The organism is Rhizobium subbaraonis (assembly GCF_900220975.1).
Lineage (GTDB): Bacteria > Pseudomonadota > Alphaproteobacteria > Rhizobiales > Rhizobiaceae > Mycoplana > Mycoplana subbaraonis.
The window spans coordinates 167,739-189,765 of record NZ_OBQD01000004.1 but is presented as its reverse complement, the minus strand read 5'-3'; the positions used below and the strand labels follow the sequence as shown (position 1 = coordinate 189,765).

Sequence of the window (22,027 nt, the reverse complement as noted above, 5' to 3'; positions counted from 1 at the left end):
AGTGAGGCCGCCCTGCCCGCGAATGCGAAAGACCCGGCGCACCGCTGTAGCAGCAAGCCGGGTCGTCTGAGTTTAGTTCTTCAGCTCAGCCTTTTCAGGATTGGCGGGGAACGACGGATCGGTCTTCTCGCCGCGCAGCAGCTCGAGTGCGTACTGCAGCTGCAGGTCGTCCTTTGCTTCCGGCGGCACGTAGGCAGCGGAGCCGGAGCCTTCCTCGTTCTCGCTCTGGCCCTTGATATGGCCACGCAGGCTCGACTCGCCCGCGGTCTCAAGCTTGCCTTGCAGTTCCGGCGGCAGCGGCTGATCGACCTTGATGTCGGGCGTGATGCCCGTGCCCTGGATCGACTTGCCCGACGGCGTGTAATAGAGCGCCGTCGTCAGACGCAGAGCCCCGGCGTCGCCAAGCGGAATGATCGTCTGGACCGATCCCTTGCCGAAGGAGCGGGTGCCCACGACCGTGGCGCGGCGAAGATCCTGCAGCGCACCCGCCACGATCTCCGAAGCCGAGGCCGAGCCGCCGTTGACCAGAACGATCAGCGGCTTGCCATCGGTCAGATCACCGGGGGAGGCGTTGAAGCGCCGGGTCTCATCCTCGTTGCGGCCGCGCGTCGACACGACTTCGCCGCGTTCCAGGAAAGCGTCCGAAACGTTGATCGCCTGGTCGAGCAGGCCGCCCGGATTCAGGCGCAGGTCGAGAACGTAGCCCTTGAGCTTGTCGGCGGGAACGTCGGCCTTGATCTTTTCAATGCCCTTTTCAAGATCGTCGAAGGTCTTCTCCGTGAACGAAATCACACGCAGATATCCGACGTCGTTCTCGACGCGATACTTCACCGCCTTCACCGCGATGATGTCGCGCATGATCTCCAGTTCGATCGGCTTGTCGGCCCCCTTGCGGATGAGCGTCAGCTTGATCGGCGTATTGACCTTGCCGCGCATCTTGTCGACGGCTTCCTCGAGCTTCAGGCCGCGAACGTCCGCGCCATCGATCTTCGAGATCAGGTCGCCTGCAAGAACGCCGGCGCGAGCAGCCGGAGTGTCGTCGATCGGCGTGATGACCTTGACCAGCTCATCTTCCATCGTCACTTCGATGCCCAGGCCGCCGAATTCGCCACGCGTCTGCGTGCGCATGTCCTCGGCATCCTTGGCGTTCATGTAGGACGAATGCGGGTCGAGCGAAGTCAGCATGCCGTTGATGGCATTTTCGATCAGTTGGTCTTCCTTGGGCGGGGTCACGTATTGCGCGCGCACGCGCTCGAACACGTCGCCAAAGATGGACAGTTCGCGGTAGGTCGACGAACCCGCAGCCTCTGCCGGCGCCGTCACCGAATAGATTGCGCTCATGGCCGTAGCACCCATCAGTGCTCCGACGAGAACAAGGGAAGCCCTACGAATCATCACGTACCTTTCCAGAGACACTTGCGGTCCACCAGGGTCTGGGATCAACCGGTTTGCCGTTCTTTCGAAACTCAATGTAAAGCGTTGGCCGATCCGTTTCCAGCGCCAATGCGTTCACGCTTGCCACTCTTTTTTCACCCATCACGGCGAGCGGCTCGCCCGCCACGACGAACTGTCCTTCTCTCACACTCACCCGGTCCATGCCCGAAAGCACGAGATGATAGTCGTCCCCGACATTGAGGATGACCATCCGGCCATAGCTCCGGAATGTTCCTGCGAACACCACCCAGCCATCCGCCGGCGCCGTCACCAGCGCGCCCGCATTCGTCGCAAGAATCAGCCCCTGTGACGAATGGCCCGTGCCATCCGCATCGCCGAACTGCCGCACCGGATCACCCGCAACGGGAAATGCCAGCCGCTTCTGCAATTCGGAGAACGGATATGCCGGAGCAATGCGGTTTTTGTCGGGCGAGGCGGAGAGCGCCGCTTCTCGCGCGCGCCGGCGTTCGTCTTCCGTCTGCTTCGCCCTTTCGGCTTCCTGAACGCGTGCCAGGGCCGCCGCTTCGCGGACCGATGCGATTTCGCGCTCCATGCTGCCGATCAGGCCTTCCAGGCTGGTGGCGCGTCCAGCGAGCTCGTCCGAGCGCCGCCGCTCCGCTTCCAGCGTCCGCGTATTCTCCGCCGCCAGAGCCTCGTTCTGGCTGATCAGGAGTTGCGACCGCTTCTCCTCTTCCAGCCGGCTGCTCATCGCTGTCGCCAGATCGGCCTTCTCCTTGCCGATCTGGTTACGGATCGCGATAAGCTTCTGCAGGTCGGCGACCAGTTTGTCGGTCTCGGCCCGGATGCCGGGAACGACCGCACCGAGCAGGATGGCGCTACGCACCGAGCCGAGCGCGTCGTCGGGCGTGACCAGGATGGCAGGGGGCGGATTGCGACCCATGCGCTGCAGCGCCGCCAGCACTTCGGCAAGCAGGCCGCGCCGCTCGTGCAGCGAGGCGCGGGCCGCATCTTCCTCGCCGCGCATTCCGGCCAGGCGCTTTTCGCCGGCGAGAATCTTCGCTTCCATGTCCTGGCGCGCCCGGGCGGACCGGACGATCGCCTCGCGCAGCGAGGCGCGATCCTTTGCCAACCGGTCGATCCCCGCTTCCAGCTCTCGAACCTTGTCCTGCGAAAGCGTTATGGTTTTGGACAGCTCTTCCAGTTCGCGCCGCGTACCGTCGCGACGAAGCGCGATCGCCGCCGCCGGATCGGCCTCCACATCCGTACTCTGGGCGATGCGCCCCGTCGTGCCGGGCGTCTGTTCCGGATCGGTTGCAAAGACGGGGGCGGAAAGCAGTGCCGAAAGGACAAACACGGCCGGGCCCAGCCGCGATGCGCGACGGACCGCCTGTCCTTCCCCGGTTCTGCCTGGTGCCGACGCCATCATGTTCCCGCGCCTTGTTTGTCCGACCCGTTTAGCGCACGCGGCCGCGCCAGAGGAAATCAATTCTGCTTGCACGCGCGTCCGATCCAATCGCCCCGACGAGGCCTATCGCGATTTCGCCAGAACACAGCGCCGAAATTTCGACCCGAAGGACAAATCCCCTGTGGCGATCAAATCTTGATCCTAGACGCGATGATAGGGATGGCCAGAGAGAATGGTGGTGGCGCGATACAGCTGCTCGGCGATGAGGATGCGGACAAGCTGGTGCGGCCAGGTCATCTTGCCGAGGCAAAGAACCGCGTCGGCGCGCGCGTGCAGAGCAGGCTCCAGCCCGTCCGCTCCGCCGATCGCGATCATCACTTCGCGCTTGCCATCGTCGCGCCATCTGCCGATCTGGCCTGCGAAGTCTTCCGACCCGATTGCCTTGCCGCGCTCGTCCAGCAGCACGAGCACGGTGTCCGCGGCAAGCGCCTTGTCGAGAAGGGCCGCTTCCTCGCGCTTGCGGGTCTGGGCATTTGCGGCACGGCTTTCCGCCACCTCGACCATCTTGCCGAGTTCCAGCCCGATTGCCGGACCCGATTTCGCAAAGCGATCGAGATAGCGCGCGGCAAGATCCTTCTCAGGTCCGGCTTTCAGCCGTCCCACCGCAAAAAGCCCGATCCGCATGATCCGGTACCTCCGTCGCGCAGCGGCAACTGTCGCCCCAAGGGACGTCTTTCACTCCTGGCCGCCTGGCGCGCTCCGAAGGCGGGCGCGCGACGTTCTAGTGCAACGTGCCCTCTTCCATGTCCGGAGCGGCCCACATCTTTTCGATGTTGTAGAACTCGCGGACTTCAGGACGGAACACGTGGACGATGATGTCGCCCGTATCGATCAGCACCCAGTCGCCGGTCTCCAGTCCTTCGACGCGGGCAGAACCGAAGCCCTCATCCTTCAGATCGGTGATCAGGTGGTCGCAGATCGCCGCGACGTGACGGTTGGATCGCCCGGACGCGACCACCATGTAGTCGCCCAGCGCGGACTTCCCGGCAATGTCGATCGTGACGATATCTTCTGCCTTCGAATCCTCGAGGCTTACGAGGACGGCTTGAAGAGCGCGTTCGGCAGCATCGTCGCCGCGTCCTGCGCTTTTGGGAAGGGCGCGAGCGCTTCCCTTCGCGTGCACTGTTGTCAGAGTAAATCCTTTCCACTTAACAGATCCGGCACGGTATGATTCGCGCATCTACGTCGAACCACATCTAGATTTAGGCACCAATAGGGGCCGGTTTCAAGATGCTAGTCTTCGTCCCTGCGTTTCTGGGCTTCGGCACGGTGGCGAAGCGCGCTGGAACTGAGAAGCGAGCGCGGGCCGTGAATGAACGTCCAGGCAGGCGCGCGACGATAGGCAAGCGCGCCGGCATCTTCCTCGTCGACACGGGCCCGGTCGAACGTCTTGGCCATCATCGAGGACAAGAAGGCCAGCGTGGCCCCCGGGCGGTCGACGACCGCAATCGGAAAGGTCCGGGCGATACTTTGCCAGTTCTGCCAGCGATGAAAGCCCTGCAGGCTGTCTGCGCCCATGATCCAGACGAAATGGACGCCGGGATTGCGGGCCCTGACGATTTCAAGCGTGCGGGCCGTATAGTTCTGGCCGATCGTCTTTTCGAAGGCGGTGACCTTGATACGCGGATCGGGGGTGATCACCTCCGAAAGCTTCAGGCGCTCGGCGAGGGGGGCAAGGTGGCGATGATCCTTGAGCGGATTTCCGGGCGTGACCATCCACCAGAGCTGATCGAGGCGGAGGCGGCGAAGCGCGATGTCGGCCACGAGTACGTGACCCTCGTGCGGCGGGTTGAAGGAGCCTCCGAACAGGCCAACCGCCATGCCTTTTTCGACATGCGGCATCCGCAGGTAGCGCGCCTCGATTCCCTCCAGCTTCACCTACGCCCGCACCTGTCCGGTGCCGCGCACCCTGTACTTGAACGAGGTCAACTGCTCCACGCCGACCGGACCGCGGGCATGCATTTTGCCCGTGGCGATGCCGATCTCGCCCCCCATGCCAAATTCGCCGCCATCGGCAAACTGGGTGGAGGCATTGTGCAGAAGGATCGCCGAATCGATCTCCGCGAAGAAACGGTCGGCCACCGCCTGATCCTGCGCGATCACCGCCTCGGTATGCGCCGACGACCAGCGGCTGATATGCTCGATCGCGCCCTCGACGCCATCGACCAGCGCCACGGCAATGATCGCGTCCAGATACTCCGTGGACCAGTCCTGTTCGGTGGCCGGCTCCAGCCCCGGAACGAGGGCGCGAATCTCCTCCGTCGCTCGGACTTCACAGCCGGCTTCCTTCAGTGCCGAAACAAGCGGCGAAAGCAGCGTCTCGGCGCCGGTCCGGTCAATCAGAAGCGTCTCGGCCGCGCCGCAGATTCCGGTGCGGCGCATTTTCGAATTGACGACGATACGGCGCGCCATCTCCGGGTCGGCGGAGCGATCGACATAGATGTGGCAGAGCCCTTCGAGATGGGCGAAGACCGGAACGCGCGCCTCGTTCTGCACGCGGGCCACCAGGCTCTTGCCGCCGCGCGGCACGATGACGTCGATGCAACCGTCGAGGCCCGACAGCATCGCGCCGACAGCCGCCCGGTCCGCGACCGGAACCATCTGTATGGAATGCTCGGGCAATCCGGCTTCCTTCAGGCCTTGCACCAGGCAGGCATGGATGGCCTGAGACGAGTTCAGGCTGTCCGAACCGCCCCGCAGGATGACGGCATTGCCGGCCTTTAGGCAAAGCGCGCCGGCATCCGCCGTCACGTTCGGCCGGCTCTCGTAGATCACCCCGATGACGCCGAGCGGCGTGCGCACGCGCTCGATGTGCAGCCCGTTGGGGCGGTCCCATTCTGCGATCACGTCACCAACCGGATCCTTGAAGGCGGCGATATCGCGAATGCCGGCGGCGACCGCCTCAATCCGTTCCTGTGTCAGCGTCAACCGATCGATGAAGGATGCGGCAACACCGCTTTCGCGGGCATGGGCCAAGTCGATCGCGTTGGCAGCAAGGATCGTGTCCCTTTCCGCCTCTATGGCCTTAGCCATTGCTTCGAGGGCGCGGTTCTTCGTCTCCGTCGACGCCGTCGCCAGCGGGCGAGCGGCCGCGCGCGCCCTCCGGCCGATCGTGGCCATCAGTTCGGCGACGTTGACTTGCTCAAGCATGGGCGGGATCCTTCTTCTGCGCCAACGCGCCGTCCGGCCGCAGGGCGCCGGTCATGACGAGGTCGTCGCGGTGGACCATCGCGGTCCGACCCGGGTAGCCGAGAAGGCCGGCGATCTCGGTCGATTTCTTCCCAGCGATCTGTCTCGCCTCCTCGGCGTCATAGCTTGCAAGTCCGCGTGCGATCTCGCGGCCGTTCAAGCCCACGATCGCGATGGTGTCGCCGCGCGAGAACAGCCCGGACACCGACAGCACGCCGGCGGGAAGGAGGCTCTTGCCGGAGCGCAGTGCCATCTCCGCACCCTCGTCGATGGAAAGGATGCCAGCCGGCTGCAACTGCCCGGCGATCCACGTCTTGCGCGCGGCAACAGGCGAACCGGATGGCGCAAACCACGAGGAGCGCGCCCCTTCCGCAACGGCGCGGAGCGGATGGTCAGGCTTGCCGGATGCGATGATCATCGCGCAGCCCGCAGCAGTGGCGATCTTGCCGGCATCGATCTTGGTGCGCATGCCGCCGCGCGACAGCTCGGAAGCGGCCCCGCCCGCCATTGCCTCGATTTCCGGAGTGATCTCGGCGATCGTTTCGAGAAACTTGGCCTGCGGATCGAGATGCGGAGGCGCAGTATAAAGCCCGTCGATGTCGGACAGCAGCACCAGCAGGTCCGCGCCCGCCATGGTCGCGACGCGGGCGGCCAGGCGATCGTTGTCGCCATAACGAATCTCGGTCGTTGCGACCGTGTCGTTTTCGTTGATGATCGGAACGGAGCCGAGTTTCAGCAGCTGCTGCAGCGTTGCGCGCGCATTGAGATAGCGTCGCCGCTCTTCCGTGTCGCCAAGGGTCAGCAGGATCTGGCCGGCCACGATTCCCTCGGTCGAAAGGCTTTCGGACCACGCCCGGGCCAGGGCGATCTGACCTACGGCTGCCGCCGCCTGGCTCTCCTCCAGCTTCAACGCGCCCTTGGGCAGGTTCAGCACGGTCCGCCCGAGCGCGATCGCCCCCGACGAGACCACCAGCACCTCCGCGCCGCCGGCGCGAAGGGCGGCGATGTCGGCGCAAACCGCATCCAGCCAGGCCTTTTTCAACCCCGTCGCCCGATCGACCAGCAGCGCAGAACCGATCTTTATGACGATGCGCTTATGGCTCGAAAGCGCCTTGCGGGTCTCAGCCATCCTAGTCGCCTTCCCGTTCTTCCGTGCCGAAGCGGACGATTTCGTCGCGCAAGGCGCGCAAAGCATCCAGCATGCCGACATTTGTAATCGCAGACAGGAGGAGCGGTTTCTGGCCGCAGGCCTTCTGCAACTCCTTCGACTTTTTCTTCAGCTCGTCCTCATCCAGGACGTCGATCTGCGACAGTGCGACGATTTCCGGCTTGTCGGTCAGTCCGCCGCCATAGGCTTCGAGCTCGTTTTTGACGGTCTTGTAAGCCTTGCCGACATTCTCTTCCTGCGCCGACACGAGATGCAGCAGAACCCGCGTGCGCTCCACATGGCCGAGGAAGCGATCGCCGAGACCGGTCCCCTCGTGCGCTCCTTCGATCAGGCCCGGAATATCGGCGAGGATGAACTCACGCCCGTCGACCGTGGCGACACCGAGATTCGGATGCAGAGTCGTGAAGGGATAGTTGGCGATCTTCGGCCGCGCCCGCGTGCAGGTCGCAAGGAAGGTGGACTTTCCGGCGTTCGGCAGTCCCACCAGCCCGGCATCGGCGATGAGCTTGAGCCGCAGCCAGATCGTCTTTTCCTCCCCCTCCAGACCCGGATTGGCCCAGTTGGGTGCCTGGTTCGTCGAGGATTTGAAATGCGTGTTGCCGAAGCCGCCATTGCCGCCGGCGGCAAGCCGGAAGCGCTGCCCCTCCTTGGTCAGGTCGACGATCAGCGTCTCGTCGTCCTCTTCGAACACCTGCGTGCCGACCGGCACCTTGAGCGTCACCGATGCGCCGCCCGCGCCGGTCCGGTTGCGGCCCATGCCGTGCATGCCGGTGGCGGCCTTGAAATGCTGTTGGTAGCGGAAATCGATCAGCGTGTTCAGGCCGTTGACGGCCTCCACCCAGACATCGCCGCCACGCCCGCCATCACCGCCGTCAGGACCACCGAACTCGATGAATTTTTCGCGACGAAACGAGACAGCCCCTGCACCGCCGTCGCCTGAGCGGATATAGACTTTCGCTTGATCGAGAAACTTCATTTCGGTTCGCCGTTCTTTTGCTTGCGTTTCGCAGCTTCGATATAGCCGGTTCCTGCAGAGGTCAAAGATTATCGTGAAATTCGTCAGCTACAACATCCAGTATGGCATCGGCCTTGACGGGCGGCTGGACCTTCCCCGGATCGCCGCGGAGATCGAAGGCGCCGACATCATCGCCCTGCAGGAAGTGACCCGCGGCTTCCATCGCAACGGCGAAATCGACATGGTCGCCCAACTCCAAAGCCTTCTCCCCGGCCACTTTTCCGTTTACTGGCCGGCCTGCGACGTTGACGCGGGCTCTGTCGTCGAGGGCGGTCGCGCGGTCAGCCGCCGCTTCCAGTTCGGCAACATGGTGCTGTCACGCCATCCCATCCTCGCCTCCCGCCTCATTCCCCTGCCGCGCAGCCGCACGCTCGACAAGCTGAACCTGCAGCGCGGCGCCACCGAGGCCGTGATCGATGCGGCGGGCGGCGCCCTGCGCGTCTATTCCGTCCATCTCGACCATGTCTACCGCGGCGAACGGATCGAACAGATTCGCCACCTGAAGGCGCAAGCGCAGGCCTATGCCCTCGATGGCGGCGCGATTTCCGGCGCCGAGGAGTTCGGTCTCCGACAGCCGCCTTTCCCGGACGACTACGTCCTGATGGGCGACTTCAACATGATCCCGGAATCGCCGGAATATTGCAGCATGGTCGGCGAAATCGACGCCTATTATGGCAGGCAGATCCGGGCGACCTTTCCGATCGACGTGTTCGCCGGCCTCGGCCGGCGAACACAGGACAGCTACAGCTGGATCGACCCGCAGGACCACGCCAACCGTATGTTCCTCGACTATTGCTTCGTCAGTCACGGCCTTGTCGGGCGCCTCAAGGACGCCTGGGTCGACGAGGCCGCGACCGGATCGGATCACCTGCCGGTATGGTTCGAACTCGGCTAGGCCGCAGTTCCACCATCGCGCGAAGGTCGATGTCACCGCCGCGAGGCAGCCGGGCGAAAATCGCCCGGCGAAAGCAGCGTTTCCACATGCGGCACCATCGCGCTGCGCGCGACCGAGTAGATCTCGCTCAGCCCGATGATGCGAAAGCCGATCCTCTCCTGCACCTTCAGCGAGGCGGGATTGTCGGCAAACACCCCCGAACGGATCTCCACGCCCGGCATCCGCATGAGAAACCGCGCTGTTGCCGCCTGGACGGCCTCGCTCATGTAGCCGCGAGCCCAGTAGAAACGGTTCAGCCAGTAACCGAGATGCCAGCTGCCGGCCCGTTCCTCGAAGAAGACGGTTCCGATATGGACATCGTCCCCGGTGGTGATGGCAAGCGCCCAGCCCGGCACGAGCCCGCTCGTCACGCCCGCAAGCCACTCTTCCGCATCCTGCCGGTCGAACGGTGCCGGGACCCGCGCCAGCATGCGCGAGACCCGGAAGTCGCTCAGAGATTCGGCGATCGCCGGCGCATCCGCCAGCCGATGCGGACGCAGCGTCAGCCGCGCCGTCGCAATCGCCGGCACCGCCCCAGGGTCCCCGACGATGTGGTCTTCCCGCTCAAGACGAAGCGCGCTCATCCGATGTTCCCCCAGCTCTTCAGGGAAACCCAGGTTCGCCGGTCAAGCCGGTACCATTCGACGGACACCATTCCCCCGACGGCAAGGCTCTGGACCATGCCGGTCGCCTGGAACTGGAAACCGCACTTCTGGATGACGCGACGCGAAGGAATGTTCATGACCCGGCACCGCGCATCGATCTGGTCGACGTCGCGGGTCCTGAAGACCATGTCCGTAAGACCTTGCGCCGCTTCCGTTGCGTAGCCCTGGTTCCAGTACGGTTCGCCCAGCCAGTAGCCAAGCTCGACCGTGCGCCCGTCTTCCTGCGGCTCGACACCGCAGCAGCCGATGAACGCGCCGTTGTCAGCCTTTGTGATCGCATAGACGCACTTGCCAATCGCGCCGGCTTTTGTGCGTCGCACGAAGTCGGCCGCGTCCGCGATCGTATAGGGATGCGGCATGCGGGCGACCATCGTTGCGATGTTGGCGTTGTTGGCGAGATGGGCAAGGGCGTCGATGTCGTCTTCGTGCGGGGCTCTGAGAACGAGCCGCTGCGTCAATAAGATCGGGCAATCGGTCCTTGACCGTTCCGGCCTTGGCCGTTGTTCGGGAGACCGGGATTGGTCTTCCCTCAACAATTCGCTGAACATGTTCGATCCTCCAGATCAACAGAAAGGGGAGATGGATTGCCCCATCTCCCCTTTTGTTTCTGCAGGTTCGATACCTGTAGCATCAGCCGGGTCGATGAGACGCCGGCTGTTTTAGAGCGCTACCGGCTTATTCCGCTGCTTCGGCTTTCGGCATTACAGACACGTACACGCGGCCATTGGCCTTCGTACGGAAGTTCACGTTGCCAGCCGTAAGCGCAAAAATGGTGTGGTCCTTGCCGAGGCCAACATTGGCGCCCGGATGCCACTTCGTACCGCGCTGGCGCACGATGATGTTGCCTGCAATGACGGTTTCGCCGCCGAATTTCTTCACGCCAAGGCGCTTGGACTCCGAATCGCGACCGTTACGCGAGGAACCGCCAGCTTTTTTGTGTGCCATGGGAGTTCTCCTTTACCTTCGTCCTGATCTTCAGTTCGCTGCTGCTTCGGCAGCGGCTTCGGTCTTCTTGGAAGACTTCTTGGCCTTGCCGCCGGCTGCCGCGATGTCCACGATCCGGACAGTCGTCTGATGCTGACGGTGACCGCGCGAACGCTTGGAGTTCTGGCGGCGACGCTTCTTGAAGGCGATGACCTTCTTGGCGCGACCCTGCTCGACGACTTCGGCCGTCACGACCGCGCCTTCGACGAAGGGAGCGCCGATCGTCGCATCGGCGCCTTCGCCGACCATCAGCACTTCGGTGAATTCGATCTTGTCGCCAGCGACAGCGACGAGCTTTTCAACCGTCACGACGTCGTTGGCTGCCACGCGGTACTGCTTACCGCCGGTCTTGATGACTGCGAACATTTCTTGTCCTTTCATGTTCGTTTCCGGCTCTTCGCAGCAAGGCGAGGCCGTCTTTTTGTCAGTCGGATGGACGGGTGTCATCCCGCCGGTGAAAATGGCCCGGCATTTTCCGCCGCAGCGCAAGATGCCAACCACTGCGGGCAGACCCTAGTCCTTTGCCACGCACGTGCGGCAATAGGCGAGCTTCTGAAAGCTGTCAAGGCGTTTTGCCGCTTTCCGGTCAATTAGTTGCCTCCAGGCGAAACTGCCCCTTGCAAGCATGCAAATCAGCCGCTATGTAGCCGGCGCGCTGAACAAGCGCCGACCGTATGCGGAGAGGTGGCAGAGCGGTTGAATGCACCGCACTCGAAATGCGGCATAGGGGCAACTCTATCGGGGGTTCGAATCCCCCCCTCTCCGCCATTTCAGACCGCCTCTGGGCACGCCAATCGCCGCCGATTGCCGCCCTTGACCGGCAATAAGCGTCTTTAGCAGTTCCGTTTTCGACCCCATGATCCGGATTGCGTCGTCCGCGACCTCGACGCGCTGCGCCAGCGCGCGCAGGTGATCCCGCCGATAGCCGCCCTCGTGACCGCGAATGCGCTCCCGCGCGCGGCGTGCAAACCCTTCGATCATCGCGGGACTGAGGGCACTGTGGCCGGGGCTTTCGAGCAGGGCTTGCGCCCGGTCGGCATCAGCCCGCGCCTGATCGCGGAGAACCTTGAGACCGGCGATCCGCTCCTTGAGCGCCGGATCGTCCAGATCAGCCACGCCCGCCTCAATGGCGTCATAGAGGCGCTTGAGGCGCGATTCCGATTCGGTCGCCTGCCGCTGCAAAGAGGCGATGTGTTCGCGGCGGCGCTCGGCCTGATCCTCGCGGCGGCCGAGGATGCTGCCAAGCAGCTTCTCCAGACGGTCGGGATCGAGCAGGCGGTCCTCGATATGGCTGACCACCATGTCGTCGAGCTTGTCCATGGGGATCGCTCGGCCCTTGCAGCCGGTCTCGCCCTGCCGCGCCTTGATCGAGCAGGCATAGTAGCGGTAGCGGCCGCTCTTGCCGGTGCGGATGGTCATGGCCCCACCGCAATTGCCGCAATAACAGATGCCGGTCAGCAGGGTCGGCCCGATCACGACGCGGGCGGGCAGTTCGGTCTTGGGGTTGCGAGCCTGCAAAAGCGACTGAACGGCGTAGAAAGTCTCCCGCTCGATGATGGCGGGCACCGGGACGATGACGATTTCGCCGGCGGAACGCGGGTCGTTGTGCTTGCTGCGCTTCCCCCATTCATGTTCGCCGATATAGGTGCGGCGGGTCAGGACGCGATGGACCTGGCCGATGCCCCAGCGGCCGCCATCACGGGTGAAGATACCCTTGGCGTTCAAGTGCTTGACGATCGCCTTGACGCCCATCTGGCCGCTGTCGCCCTGACCTTCCAGAGCGAGCCGATAGATCAGACGGATCGTGTCGGCGTGCAGCGGGTCGATTTCCAGCTTCTTCTTGGTCTTGGCCCCACGCTGTTCGGCGGCGGCGATCCGGTAGCCGATCGGCGGCAACGCACCGTTCCAGAAGCCTTGCCGGGCATTCTCCTTCAGAGCGCGCGTGACGTGCTTGCCGTTCTCCTTCGACTGGTATTCATCGAACAAGGACATGATCCGACGCATCATGTCGTGGATCGGGTCGTCCCCCAGCTCTTGCGTAATGGAAATGAGGCGCACGTCATTCTTGGCGAGCTTGCGATAGTAATATTCCATGTCGAAAGCATCGCGGAAGAAGCGCGAGAAGCTGTGAACCAGAACCACGTCGAACGGTGTGGGCTTCGACGTGCCCGCCTCGATCATCCGCTGGAACTCAGGGCGGCGGTCGTTGGTGGCCGTGTTGCCCGGCTCCACGAAGATTTCGACAAGCTGATAGCCGCGCGCCGCGCACCAGGCTTCGCCCTGCTTGCGCTGGTCGGGGATCGACACGTCATGCTCGGCCTGCCGAGCGGTAGAGACGCGCAAATACAGGGCAGCCCGCAGGGCGACATTGGGGGATTGTGCGTTCATTTGCGGGTTCCTTTCGACTTGCGCCGCTCGATCAGGGGCAAGACCAGCTCCACGCGGTCATGGATGACCTTGGGGACCAGCTTGAGACCCTTGCCCTTCTCCATGCGAACAAGGCCGTAGCCGGCCATGGCCTTGAGGGTCCGGGACAGGTTGGATTTCGCGCGGCCGGTGATCTGCGCCAGTTCCTCCAGCGAGTCCGGCTCATGCTCATGGATGATGCGGAGCAGTTCGCAGTTGCTGGGCGACAGGAACTTGGCAAAGGACATGGTGGACGCGAACCAGACAGTCGGATCGCCGGGTGCGGGCTTTTCCTCGCCCCTGGCGACCCGCATGGTGCGGGCTTTCATTTCATCGGGTTCGGCGATCCCGACCTTGAGTGTCGTCATGGCATAGCTCGATCATCAGTTATGGCTTTTCATTATCATACCGCGATAACTTTTTCAAGCCTTCAGGCAGATCGACTGAGCCGAACATTTCATCGAAAACATCGGCGAACCAGCGCTCGAACACCAGAATCTCGGCCTCGGTGATCGGCACTTCCTCGGGCCAGTCATCAATGACGGGCAGCTTCTCCACGTCGAACACACGAGGCGGACTGCCGCGCGACGGGCTGATGCGCGGCACGGGATCGTCGTCATAATCGTAAAGGTCGTCGGGGAGCGTTCCAGGGGCCGGCTGTCTTGGGCGGCCTCGTTGGGCGCGGCGGCGCTCTGCGCACATGGTATCCTCCGTGTTTCGCTGGTGGATTCAGGGGCGCATCAGGCCCCGGAATTAAGCGAAGCATGGAGGGGGACCGGCGGAGTGTAGCGTGCCGCATTCGCACCTGTGCGCCGGCGGCACCCCTACCGCGATGGATCAGGAGGGTTGCCGCCGCGCCTTGGCGAAACCGCGATCCGTGGCGATGAACCGCTCCAGCATCGGCACGATAAGTCTGGCAGGCTCGATCGGCGCACCGCCATCGGCCAACAGAGCGGCATAGTCGATCAGGTCGCGGTGGAGCTGCGCGGGAAGTTCCACTGCCACCTTCACCGGCTTGTCGTCGGCCAGCGGGCCGAGTTTCAGCTTTGCCATGGTCAATTCCTGTAGGGTTCGAGGACTAAATCCCTTGTGACGATGACCCTGACCGGGAAGCCGGGCCGGATGGTCAGCGTCGGCGCGACCTGCAACTGCCGCTGGACGATCTGCTGTCCGGCCTGATTGATGGTGTCCTGCGCCCCGTCGCGGATAGCCCGGATCAGGCGGTCCTCGTCATCGGTCGCCAGTTCGGTGCCGATGCCGAGCAGCGTCGAGAGGCCGGCTGCCTTCATCAGATCCCACCAATGATAATCGACGCCATCCTCAAGGCCGGCATAGCCGGAAGCGTCCGCTCCCGGCTGGCGCTCCAGCACTATGGAACGGCCATTGGGCAGGATCAGTCGGTTCCAGACGAGCAGCACGCGGCGCTGGCCGAAGGTCACGCCGGCATCATACTGGCCGATGATGCGCGTTCCCTGCGGGATCAGCAGCAGGCTGCCGGTCGGGCTGTCGTAGACGTTTTCCGTGACCTGCGCGGTGATCTGGCCGGGAAGATCGGAACGGATGCCGGTAATCATCGCCGCCGGGATAACGGCCCCGGCCTGAAGGATGTAGGGCGATGCCGGAGCCATGATGCGATCCAGGGCGACCGTCTGCCGATCCACCGGGCCATTGAGAAAGGCCGTATGCCGGTCTCGCGTGGCTGGCTGACCGCCGACGCCAAGACCTGCAAGGCCCGGTATATTGGAACCGGGGGCTGTTGCCGTTCTCTGCCCGGACTGGAAAAACACCGTGCTGAGACGTGCAGCTTCCTCTTCGGCGAGGCGGCGCTCCTCGGCAGGATCGCGAACTGGTGTTGCCATAGCCGGCGGCGCAACTGGCTGGCCCCTGTTCTGCGCGTCGAGGATCGGGCCGCCCAGATCGCCGGGCAATGCCGGTCCGAGGACCGGGCCGGTATAATCGCGCGGCAGGCCGGACAGGCCGTCCGCCGTGGGCCGGTTCTCGGTCGAATAGAGTTCTTCGCCTCCCGGCCCTGCATCGCGAGTCTGGAGCGCGTAGATCAGCGCCCCGCCGATGCCGAGCAAAGCAACTGCGCCGACGCCGGCCAGCATCTTGCGGGACAGACGGGTGACGCGCGGCGGCTCAGTGCGCAGCCGCATGGGTGTGGTGGTGTCCGCTGCAGCTTCTACAGGGGGCGTGTCTTCAGTCATGACGGGGATTCTCCGGTCGCTTTTGCCGGCTGTGCAGCCTGCCGTTGCTCAATGCGGACGATCCTGACCGTCTGCTGGCGCTCGCCGCTGCCAAGGCGCAATTCGGCCGCGCCGAACAGGCGATCCACGATCAGGATGTTCTGGTGGATGCGGCTGTTGACGATCTGGGTTTCGCCATCCGAGCCGATGACGAAGATCGGGGGCATCTCGCCCTGCACGATGCCGCGAGGGAAGACGACATAGATGCGGCGACCATCGTCGAAGACAGAGATGGGCCGCCATGGCGGGCTGTCGCCGGTCAGGCCATAGCGATATTTGCGCGCGGCCTCGGCCGGGATGACCGGAGCGGCCGGAACGGTCTGGCGCTGGCCCGCTGGTGGTGCGGGATAGGCCCAGGCGACGGAGGGCATATAGAGGGCTTCGCGGGCGCGCAACTCGATCATGTAGGTGCGCCGGTCGGTCGTCACGACGAGGTTTGTCATGATGTCCGGGCGCGTCGGCTTCACGAGGATATGGACGCGGCGTGTTGTCCCCGATCCGCTCTCGGTATCGCCGATGATCCAGCGGGCGGTGTCGCCGGCTGCAATCGGCCCCGCGCCGGTCAGGCCCTCGCCGGGTTCGAGCGCAATGGTCGTGATCTGTCCCGGTGCGGCATAGACTTGATAGAGCGCGCCTTCCGACCAGGGATAAATCTGGATGGCGTTATAGTAGCCCTCGCGGCGCGGCTCGACGCGCGCGGCGGCATTGGCGTTCTCGACACGGCCTGCCGGTGTTCCGGCGGAGGTCCCGCCGCGCGCCACGGTCCAGGCCGGTGGCGTATGCAGCGGCCGGGGCCGGTCATCGGTGACGGCGGCCGGCACAACGGGCGATGACGGCACGTCGGCGTCGTAGCTGAATTGCGGCGTGCGGTTGGTCGCGCAGCCGGCGAGCATCGTGGCCGACAGCATCAAAGCCGCGAAGGCGGGTTTACGGAAATCCTGAAATGGGGCTTTGCGGAGCGTCGTGCGGGTCATTGGCTCATCTCCCGCGACCATGAGATTGCGTTGACATAGATGCCGAGCGGATTGGCGCGCAGGCGCTCGGAGTCACGCGGGGTCTGGATCACGATGGTCAGGATCGCGGTCCATCGTTCGGTCGTGGAAAGCTGGCCGTTCTCATAGTGGCGCTCGGTCCACGCCACGCGGAAGCTGTCGTTCGATGCTCGGATGACGCTGGAAACCTCGACGGCGACCTGCTGCCGACCGACCTTCGTGAACGGGTCGTTGCTGCGGGCGTAGTCGTTCAAGGCCGCTGCGCCGCGATCCGTGGTCCACTCATAGGCGCGGAGCCAATTCTGGCGGACGATGATGGCGTCTGCCGGGATCGCCCGGACCTGTTCGATGAAGCGGCCCAGATGGAACGCGATCTGCGGGTCAGTCGGGCGATAATCGGCGTTAGCGGGTGCGACAGTCTGCGCCTGGCCGAGATTATCGACCTGCACCACCCACGGCACCACGGTCCCGCGCGCTGATTGCCAGACGAGCGCGGCGGCGAAACCGGCCGAGAGGATCAGCGATCCGAAGGCCATATAGCGCCAGTTCTTCGCCTGCACGCGGGCCGAGCCGATGCGCTCATCCCAGGCTTGAGCAGCCTTCTGGTAAGGCGTCTCGGGTTCGGGCGATTTGCCGTAATGGGTCGATGGTCGTTTGAAGATGCTCATGAGCGGTCACTTTCAGAGAGATTGACGGAGGAGCCGCCACCGTGGCTGTCGCCGGAACGCACCGCATGGGCGGCCATGGTGGCGCCGTGATTCACGGCTTGGGAACGCTGCATCCGCTGCGCCCAGGCCGGGGGACTGCCAGCGGGGGAAGACGCTGCTGCGGGGGCTGCGCTGCTGCCTCCGGCCGTGCCTGCGGTGGATGATCCCCCTGTCACCCCGAAGGCTGCGCGTGCGCCATCCGAAAAGCTGGATTTGACGCTTTCCGTTGCTTTCGAGGCGGCGCGTTTCAGAGGCGATACGGCGGCGGAGCCTGCCGCGCGGGCAACCCCGCCGAGACCGGAAGCAACGCCCGCCGCACCAGATTGGCCGAGCGAAGCCATGCTGTAGGTCGCTGCGGCCCCTCCGGAGGCGGCAGCGCCGCCCCGAACGGCCGCGGCGCCACCGGACATGGCGGTAGCACCTCCCTTGACGGCGAGACCGGCTGCACCGCCTGCGGCAAGGGCTGCGCCTCCTACGGCAAGGCCGGTGCCGATCGCCGCACCCGCGCCAAGCTGCGGGCCGCCCGAAACGAGACCGGAGGCGATGCCGGGACCGAAGATGCCAAGGCCGAGCAGCGACAAGGCGGCGAGCACGATCGCCATGGCGTCGTCGATGGTCGGCGTTGCGCCGCCGAAGCCTGCGGTGAACTGCGAGAACAGCGTCGAGCCGATGCCGATGATGACGGCCAGCACGAGGACTTTGATCCCCGACGAGATGACGTTGCCCAGCACGCGCTCGGCCATGAAGGCAGTCTTGCCGAAGAGACCGAACGGGATCAGCACGAAGCCGGCGAGCGTGGTCAGCTTGAACTCGATAAGCGTCACGAAAAGCTGGATGGCGAGGATGAAGAAGGCGAGCAGCACCAGCGCCCAGGCGAACATCAGGCAGGCGATCTGGATGAAGTTCTCGAAGAACGACCAGTAACCCATCAGATCGGAGATGGAGTCGAGCAGCGGGCGGCCCGCGTCGAGGCCGGTCTGCGCCACCTTGCCGGGGCGCATCAGATCGGCGGTGGAAAAGCTGGTGCCGGAGGCTTTGAGGCCGAGACCGGCGAAGCTCTCGAAGACGATGCGCGCCAGATTGTTCCAGTTGCCGATGATGTAGGCGAACGCGCCGACGAACAGGGTCTTCTTCACCAGCCGGGCGATGATGTCGTCATCGGCGCCCCACGACCAGAACAGTGCCGCCAGCACCACGTCGATGACGATGAGCGTTGTGGCGATGAACGCCACCTCGCCGCCGAGCAGGCCGAAGCCGCTGTCGATGTATGAGGTGAATACGCCTAGAAACGAGTCGATGACGCCGGTGCCGCCCATGGTTCACTGTCCCCCGTTCTGATGCGGGGTGGCGGGCACCGGCGTCCGGCCGAGAAACCGATCACGGTTCTCGGCCCAGGCGGCAAGGCAGTCGGGATCGCTCGCGGCCGCCTCGCCAAGCCGCTGGCAATCGCGCAGGCTCTGGCGCAGCGGATCGGTGGGACGCTGTAGTTCCGGCGCGGGCCTGCCGCGCGGCGGCTCGTCCTGCCGGGTCATCTCGATCACCGTGGCGGTGATGGCGATGGCGACGAATATGATCGCGCCCAGCCGGGCCAGCATCTTGCCGTCCATGTCGCGCCCCTCCTGTCAGGTCAGTTGTTGCCGTTGCCGAACATTTGCGCGTTGCCGGGTTGGTAGCCCGATCCCGGCGTCAGGAAGCGTTCACGCTGGACGCGGCCCTGTTCGGCGGCGGTGGCGCGCTCTGCCTCGATCAGTGCTTCCGACCGGCCATTGGCAGACATCAGCGCGATCAGGTCGGAAAGCTGCTGCGATTGCAGGGCGAGAAGCTGATTGCCGGCCTGCGTGGCTTGCAGCGCGCCGGTCGCGCCCTGGCTCTGGCCGACCAGTTCGGACATCTGCGTGCGGTTGGTGTCTATGTTGCCGACGACGCCGGCCTGCACGCGCATGGCGTCCTGCAAGCTGCCCACGGTGTTCTGCCAGCGCGAGCGGGCATCGGTGACGAGCTGCGTATCGGTGGCGGACAGGGAGATGCTGCCGTATTTCTGCTGAAACGCCTGGTCGATGTTCTGCACGTCGAACGCGATGTTCTGCGCCTGGCTCAAAAGCTGCTGCGTGCGCTGGACGTTCTGCTGGAGCTGCTGAAGCGATGAATATGGCAGGCTCGCCAGATTCTTCGCCTGATTGATGAGCATGGTCGCTTCGTTCTGAAGCGAGGTGATCTGGTTGTTGATCTGCTGAAGCGTGCGCGCGGCTGTCAGCACATTCTGCGCATAGTTGGACGGATCGAAGACCGTCCATTGCGCATGGGCCGGGCTTGTGAGGATGGGCGACAGCGCGAGCGGTGCGGCAAGCATGGTCGCAGCCATGAAAATGGCGCGCGAGCGGGAACGGCGAATGGTCATGGTTGGGACTCCTTCTCGGTCTGTAGGATGAGATTGGTGAGGTCGGGGATCAGGTCGGCCGCCCAATCGACGCCGCGCAGGCGCAACCAGGCGGCGAGGAAGCCTTCGCGGCCATGCTCGGCGATCAGTCCGGCGATGCGTTTGTGGTCGGATTTCGCGGACGCGGTGCAGAGCGCGAGGCCGACTTCGGACAGGCCAAGCTCGAACAGGCGATTGCCCCTGCGGCTCTGGCAGTAGTAGTCCCGCTTGGGCGTGGCCCGCGCGAGGATTTCGATCTGCCGGTCATTGAGGCCGAAGCGCCGATAGATGGCCGTGATCTGCGGTTCGATGGCGCGTTCGTTCGGGAGAAGCAGCCGCGTCGGGCAGCTTTCGATAATGGCGGGCGCGATGTTGCTGCCATCGATGTCCGATAGCGACTGCGTAGCGAAGATGACGGAAGCGTTTTTCTTGCGTAGCGTCTTCAGCCATTCGCGGAGCTGGCTGGCGAAGCCTTCATCGTCCAACGCCAGCCAGCCCTCGTCGATGATGAGCAGGGTCGGCCGTCCATCGAGCCGGTCGCCGATGCGATGGAACAGATAGGCGAGCACGGCCGGGGCCGCGCCGGTCCCGACCAGCCCCTCGATCTCGAACGCCTGCACCGAAGCCGAACCGAGATGCTCGGCTTCTGCGTCGAGCAACCGTCCGTAAGCGCCGCCGATGCAGTAAGGGCGCAATGCCTGTTTCAGATCGTTGGATTGAAGGAGGACCGTGAAGCCGGTGATGGTGCGCTCGCCGACCGGAGCGGTGCTAAGCGATGTCAGCGCCGTCCAGATATATTCCTTGGTTTCGGGTGTGATCGGGACACCTTCACGACCGAGAATGGCGGCGATCCAGTCGGCGGCCCAGGCGCGTTCATAGGTATCGTCGATCCGGGCGAGCGGCTGGAGCGAGACGGACGCCTCGTCCCCTTCCGTCAGGCCACCGCCAAGGTCGTGCCAGTCGCCCCCCATGGCGAGCGATGCGACCCGGATGCTGCCACCGAAGTCGAAGGCGAATACCTGCGCTTGCTCATAGCGACGGAACTGCAAGGCCATGAGCGCCAGCAGCACGGACTTGCCCGCGCCGGTCGGGCCGACGACGAGGGTGTGGCCGACATCGCCGACATGAAGGGAAAACCGGAACGGGGTCGAGCCTTCGGTCTTGCCGAAGAACAGCGGGGGCGCGCTGAAATGCTCATCCCGTTCCGGCCCCGCCCACACCGCCGAAAGCGGGATCATATGGGCGAGGTTGAGCGTCGATATGGGCGGCTGGCGGACATTCGCATAGGCATGTCCGGGGATCGAACCGAGCCAGGCATCGACGGCGTTGACGGTTTCAGGCATCGCGGTGAAGTCGCGGCCCTGAATGATCTTTTCCGCGAGGCGGAGCTTCTCGTCGGCAATGCGCGGATCGGCATCCCAGACGGTGATGGTGGCCGTGACATAGGCGATCCCCGCCATGTCCGCGCCCAGCTCCTGCAAGGCCATGTCGGCGTCGAGCGCCTTGTTCGCAGCGTCGGTGTCCACGAGCGCGGATTGCTCGTTGGTCATCACCTCTTTCAGAATCGCCGCGATGCTCTTGCGCTTGGCGAACCACTGACGGCGGATGCGAGTCAGCAGCCGGGTTGCATCGGTCTTGTCGAGCAGGATCGCTCGCGTGCTCCAGCGATACGGGAACGGCAGCCGGTTCATCTCGTCGAGCAGGCCGGGCGTCGTCGCGGTCGGAAAGCCGATGATGGTCAGGACGCGCAGATGCTGGTCGCCAAGGCGCGGCTCCAGGCCGCCGGTCAGCGGCTGATCAGCGAGCAGCGCATCGAGGTGCATCGGCACCTCGGGCACGCGCACACGATGCCGGTTGGTCGAGATGGTCGAATGGAGATAGGTCAGCGTGCCGGCGTCATCGAGCCAGCGGCATTCCGGCATGAAGCCATCGAGCAACGCCAGAACGCGGTCGGTGCGGTCGATGAAGCCGCGCAGCAATTCCCATGGGTCCACTCCGGATTGCTCGCGGCCCTCGTAGAGCCAGGCCTCAGTGCGGGCGGCGTCCTCGGCGGGAGGCAGCCAGAGGAAGGTCAGGAAATAGCCGGACACGAAATGCGTCCCGGCTTCCTCGAAACCGGCCTTGCGCTCGGCGTCGAGCAGCGCGGATGCGGCTTCGGGAAATTGACTGTCGGGATAGGTCGCGGCTTCGCTGCGCTGTGCCTCCACGAAAAGGCTCCAGCCCGACCCGAGACGGCGGACGGCGTTGTTGATGCGTCCTGCGACCGCGACCAGCTCGGCAGCGACGGCGGAATCCAGATCGGGACCGCGGAACTTCGCCGTCCTCTGGAAACTTCCATCCTTGTTCAGCACGACGCCGGAGCCGACAAGTGCGGCCCAGGGCAGGAAATCCGCGAGGCGGCTGGATGTGCGGCGGTATTCGGCGAGATTCATCATGTGCGCCTCC

At 64.4% G+C, this 22,027-nt stretch carries 24 protein-coding genes and 1 tRNA gene; 2 read left to right on the top strand and 23 right to left on the bottom strand.

The window, feature by feature from the left end:
- Positions 1-72 precede the first annotated feature (72 nt).
- The 8 genes from CRO48_RS07495 to obgE all read right to left on the bottom strand — a co-directional run bounded on the left by CRO48_RS07495 (position 73) and on the right by obgE (position 8,193).
- Positions 73-1,395: a S41 family peptidase gene (locus tag CRO48_RS07495; RefSeq protein WP_097137768.1), complete on the bottom strand. Its 1,323-nt coding sequence runs from the start codon at positions 1,393-1,395 to the stop codon at positions 73-75.
- Positions 1,385-2,818 (bottom strand): murein hydrolase activator EnvC family protein, encoded by a 1,434-nt coding sequence (locus tag CRO48_RS07490; protein WP_097137766.1) that lies wholly within the window; start codon positions 2,816-2,818, stop codon positions 1,385-1,387. Before CRO48_RS07490 ends, CRO48_RS07495 begins: the two co-directional genes overlap by 11 nt.
- A 183-nt stretch (positions 2,819-3,001) precedes the next feature.
- The gene (gene rlmH, locus CRO48_RS07485; RefSeq protein WP_097137764.1) at positions 3,002-3,484 is read right to left on the bottom strand and encodes a 23S rRNA (pseudouridine(1915)-N(3))-methyltransferase RlmH; all 483 of its coding nucleotides are present in this window, start codon (positions 3,482-3,484) and stop codon (positions 3,002-3,004) included.
- 97 nt (positions 3,485-3,581) lie between these two features.
- Positions 3,582-4,040, bottom strand: coding sequence for a ribosome silencing factor (gene rsfS, locus CRO48_RS07480; protein WP_097137762.1), 459 nt, complete (start codon positions 4,038-4,040; stop codon positions 3,582-3,584).
- Between the two features lie 53 nt (positions 4,041-4,093).
- Positions 4,094-4,723 carry a nicotinate-nucleotide adenylyltransferase gene (locus CRO48_RS07475; protein WP_097138044.1) on the bottom strand — a complete coding sequence of 210 codons (630 nt, stop codon included), beginning with the start codon at positions 4,721-4,723 and terminating at the stop codon, positions 4,094-4,096.
- A 15-nt stretch (positions 4,724-4,738) separates the two neighbouring features.
- Positions 4,739-6,010 (bottom strand): glutamate-5-semialdehyde dehydrogenase, encoded by a 1,272-nt coding sequence (locus CRO48_RS07470; RefSeq protein WP_097137760.1) that lies wholly within the window; start codon positions 6,008-6,010, stop codon positions 4,739-4,741.
- Positions 6,003-7,178, bottom strand: coding sequence for a glutamate 5-kinase (proB, locus tag CRO48_RS07465; RefSeq protein ID WP_097137758.1), 1,176 nt, complete (start codon positions 7,176-7,178; stop codon positions 6,003-6,005). Before proB ends, CRO48_RS07470 begins: the two co-directional genes overlap by 8 nt.
- Before the next feature lies 1 nt (position 7,179).
- Complete coding sequence (gene obgE, locus CRO48_RS07460; RefSeq protein ID WP_097137756.1) at positions 7,180-8,193, bottom strand: GTPase ObgE; 1,014 nt, start codon at positions 8,191-8,193, stop codon at positions 7,180-7,182.
- Positions 8,194-8,266: 73 nt separating this feature from the next.
- On the opposite strand from obgE, the gene CRO48_RS07455 reads away from it, so the two are divergent.
- Positions 8,267-9,127 (top strand): endonuclease/exonuclease/phosphatase family protein, encoded by an 861-nt coding sequence (locus CRO48_RS07455; protein WP_097137753.1) that lies wholly within the window; start codon positions 8,267-8,269, stop codon positions 9,125-9,127.
- 32 nt (positions 9,128-9,159) lie between these two features.
- Here CRO48_RS07455 and CRO48_RS07450 read toward each other — a convergent pair whose 3' ends face one another.
- The 4 genes from CRO48_RS07450 to rplU form a co-directional block, all read right to left on the bottom strand.
- A complete protein-coding gene (locus tag CRO48_RS07450; protein WP_097137751.1) occupies positions 9,160-9,750 on the bottom strand; it encodes a GNAT family N-acetyltransferase in 591 nt (196 codons plus the stop codon).
- On the bottom strand, positions 9,747-10,379 hold the full coding sequence (locus tag CRO48_RS07445) for a GNAT family N-acetyltransferase (RefSeq protein WP_097137750.1): 633 nt from the start codon (positions 10,377-10,379) through the stop codon (positions 9,747-9,749). Before CRO48_RS07445 ends, CRO48_RS07450 begins: the two co-directional genes overlap by 4 nt.
- Before the next feature lie 127 nt (positions 10,380-10,506).
- A complete protein-coding gene (gene rpmA, locus CRO48_RS07440; RefSeq protein ID WP_097137748.1) occupies positions 10,507-10,776 on the bottom strand; it encodes a 50S ribosomal protein L27 in 270 nt (89 codons plus the stop codon).
- Positions 10,777-10,806: 30 nt separating this feature from the next.
- Complete coding sequence (rplU, locus tag CRO48_RS07435; protein WP_097138042.1) at positions 10,807-11,181, bottom strand: 50S ribosomal protein L21; 375 nt, start codon at positions 11,179-11,181, stop codon at positions 10,807-10,809.
- 312 nt (positions 11,182-11,493) lie between these two features.
- On the opposite strand from rplU, the gene CRO48_RS07430 reads away from it, so the two are divergent.
- Positions 11,494-11,583: transfer RNA gene (locus CRO48_RS07430), tRNA-Ser, on the top strand.
- Here CRO48_RS07430 and CRO48_RS07425 read toward each other — a convergent pair.
- The 11 genes from CRO48_RS07425 to trbE form a co-directional block, all read right to left on the bottom strand.
- Entirely contained in the window at positions 11,551-13,203 is a 1,653-nt protein-coding gene (locus CRO48_RS07425) for a recombinase family protein (protein ID WP_097137746.1), read from the bottom strand. The two genes, CRO48_RS07430 and CRO48_RS07425, sit on opposite strands and share 33 nt — an antisense overlap.
- Entirely contained in the window at positions 13,200-13,589 is a 390-nt protein-coding gene (locus CRO48_RS07420; protein ID WP_047099775.1) for an HVO_A0114 family putative DNA-binding protein, read from the bottom strand. Before CRO48_RS07420 ends, CRO48_RS07425 begins: the two co-directional genes overlap by 4 nt.
- A gap of 19 nt (positions 13,590-13,608) precedes the next feature.
- Complete coding sequence (locus CRO48_RS07415) at positions 13,609-13,923, bottom strand: hypothetical protein (protein ID WP_025292286.1); 315 nt, start codon at positions 13,921-13,923, stop codon at positions 13,609-13,611.
- 135 nt (positions 13,924-14,058) lie between these two features.
- Positions 14,059-14,274, bottom strand: a complete 216-nt coding sequence (locus CRO48_RS07410) for a DUF2274 domain-containing protein (RefSeq protein WP_025292287.1) — start codon at positions 14,272-14,274, stop codon at positions 14,059-14,061.
- Between the two features lie 2 nt (positions 14,275-14,276).
- Positions 14,277-15,428: a TrbI/VirB10 family protein gene (locus CRO48_RS07405; protein WP_228222505.1), complete on the bottom strand. Its 1,152-nt coding sequence runs from the start codon at positions 15,426-15,428 to the stop codon at positions 14,277-14,279.
- On the bottom strand, positions 15,425-16,441 hold the full coding sequence (trbG, locus tag CRO48_RS07400) for a P-type conjugative transfer protein TrbG (protein ID WP_025292289.1): 1,017 nt from the start codon (positions 16,439-16,441) through the stop codon (positions 15,425-15,427). The genes CRO48_RS07405 and trbG overlap by 4 nt, the downstream gene beginning before the upstream one ends.
- A complete protein-coding gene (trbF, locus tag CRO48_RS07395) occupies positions 16,438-17,127 on the bottom strand; it encodes a conjugal transfer protein TrbF (protein WP_025292290.1) in 690 nt (229 codons plus the stop codon). Before trbF ends, trbG begins: the two co-directional genes overlap by 4 nt.
- Complete coding sequence (gene trbL, locus CRO48_RS07390) at positions 17,124-18,482, bottom strand: P-type conjugative transfer protein TrbL (RefSeq protein ID WP_025292291.1); 1,359 nt, start codon at positions 18,480-18,482, stop codon at positions 17,124-17,126. The genes trbF and trbL overlap by 4 nt, the downstream gene beginning before the upstream one ends.
- A gap of 3 nt (positions 18,483-18,485) precedes the next feature.
- Entirely contained in the window at positions 18,486-18,773 is a 288-nt protein-coding gene (gene trbK-alt / locus CRO48_RS07385) for a putative entry exclusion protein TrbK-alt (RefSeq protein WP_025292292.1), read from the bottom strand.
- Positions 18,774-18,793: 20 nt separating this feature from the next.
- Positions 18,794-19,564 carry a P-type conjugative transfer protein TrbJ gene (trbJ, locus tag CRO48_RS07380; protein WP_025292293.1) on the bottom strand — a complete coding sequence of 257 codons (771 nt, stop codon included), beginning with the start codon at positions 19,562-19,564 and terminating at the stop codon, positions 18,794-18,796.
- On the bottom strand, positions 19,561-22,017 hold the full coding sequence (trbE, locus tag CRO48_RS07375; RefSeq protein ID WP_025292294.1) for a conjugal transfer protein TrbE: 2,457 nt from the start codon (positions 22,015-22,017) through the stop codon (positions 19,561-19,563). The genes trbJ and trbE overlap by 4 nt, the downstream gene beginning before the upstream one ends.
- Positions 22,018-22,027 lie beyond the last annotated feature (10 nt).

What these genes read in the sequence shown, in the direction of transcription:
- CRO48_RS07495 (WP_097137768.1), bottom strand. Translation starts at nt 1,395, where the DNA reads ATGATTCGTAGGGCTTCCCTTGTTCTCGTCGGAGCACTGATGGGTGCT.
- CRO48_RS07490 (WP_097137766.1), bottom strand. Translation starts at nt 2,818, where the DNA reads ATGGCGTCGGCACCAGGCAGAACCGGGGAAGGACAGGCGGTCCGTCGC.
- rlmH (WP_097137764.1), bottom strand. Translation starts at nt 3,484, where the DNA reads ATGCGGATCGGGCTTTTTGCGGTGGGACGGCTGAAAGCCGGACCTGAG.
- rsfS (WP_097137762.1), bottom strand. Translation starts at nt 4,040, where the DNA reads ATGCGCGAATCATACCGTGCCGGATCTGTTAAGTGGAAAGGATTTACT.
- CRO48_RS07470 (WP_097137760.1), bottom strand. Translation starts at nt 6,010, where the DNA reads ATGCTTGAGCAAGTCAACGTCGCCGAACTGATGGCCACGATCGGCCGG.
- proB (WP_097137758.1), bottom strand. Translation starts at nt 7,178, where the DNA reads ATGGCTGAGACCCGCAAGGCGCTTTCGAGCCATAAGCGCATCGTCATA.
- obgE (WP_097137756.1), bottom strand. Translation starts at nt 8,193, where the DNA reads ATGAAGTTTCTCGATCAAGCGAAAGTCTATATCCGCTCAGGCGACGGC.
- CRO48_RS07450 (WP_097137751.1), bottom strand. Translation starts at nt 9,750, where the DNA reads ATGAGCGCGCTTCGTCTTGAGCGGGAAGACCACATCGTCGGGGACCCT.
- CRO48_RS07445 (WP_097137750.1), bottom strand. Translation starts at nt 10,379, where the DNA reads ATGTTCAGCGAATTGTTGAGGGAAGACCAATCCCGGTCTCCCGAACAA.
- rpmA (WP_097137748.1), bottom strand. Translation starts at nt 10,776, where the DNA reads ATGGCACACAAAAAAGCTGGCGGTTCCTCGCGTAACGGTCGCGATTCG.
- rplU (WP_097138042.1), bottom strand. Translation starts at nt 11,181, where the DNA reads ATGTTCGCAGTCATCAAGACCGGCGGTAAGCAGTACCGCGTGGCAGCC.
- CRO48_RS07425 (WP_097137746.1), bottom strand. Translation starts at nt 13,203, where the DNA reads ATGAACGCACAATCCCCCAATGTCGCCCTGCGGGCTGCCCTGTATTTG.
- CRO48_RS07420 (WP_047099775.1), bottom strand. Translation starts at nt 13,589, where the DNA reads ATGACGACACTCAAGGTCGGGATCGCCGAACCCGATGAAATGAAAGCC.
- CRO48_RS07415 (WP_025292286.1), bottom strand. Translation starts at nt 13,923, where the DNA reads ATGTGCGCAGAGCGCCGCCGCGCCCAACGAGGCCGCCCAAGACAGCCG.
- CRO48_RS07410 (WP_025292287.1), bottom strand. Translation starts at nt 14,274, where the DNA reads ATGGCAAAGCTGAAACTCGGCCCGCTGGCCGACGACAAGCCGGTGAAG.
- CRO48_RS07405 (WP_228222505.1), bottom strand. Translation starts at nt 15,428, where the DNA reads ATGACTGAAGACACGCCCCCTGTAGAAGCTGCAGCGGACACCACCACA.
- trbG (WP_025292289.1), bottom strand. Translation starts at nt 16,441, where the DNA reads ATGACCCGCACGACGCTCCGCAAAGCCCCATTTCAGGATTTCCGTAAA.
- trbF (WP_025292290.1), bottom strand. Translation starts at nt 17,127, where the DNA reads ATGAGCATCTTCAAACGACCATCGACCCATTACGGCAAATCGCCCGAA.
- trbL (WP_025292291.1), bottom strand. Translation starts at nt 18,482, where the DNA reads ATGGGCGGCACCGGCGTCATCGACTCGTTTCTAGGCGTATTCACCTCA.
- trbK-alt (WP_025292292.1), bottom strand. Translation starts at nt 18,773, where the DNA reads ATGGACGGCAAGATGCTGGCCCGGCTGGGCGCGATCATATTCGTCGCC.
- trbJ (WP_025292293.1), bottom strand. Translation starts at nt 19,564, where the DNA reads ATGACCATTCGCCGTTCCCGCTCGCGCGCCATTTTCATGGCTGCGACC.
- trbE (WP_025292294.1), bottom strand. Translation starts at nt 22,017, where the DNA reads ATGATGAATCTCGCCGAATACCGCCGCACATCCAGCCGCCTCGCGGAT.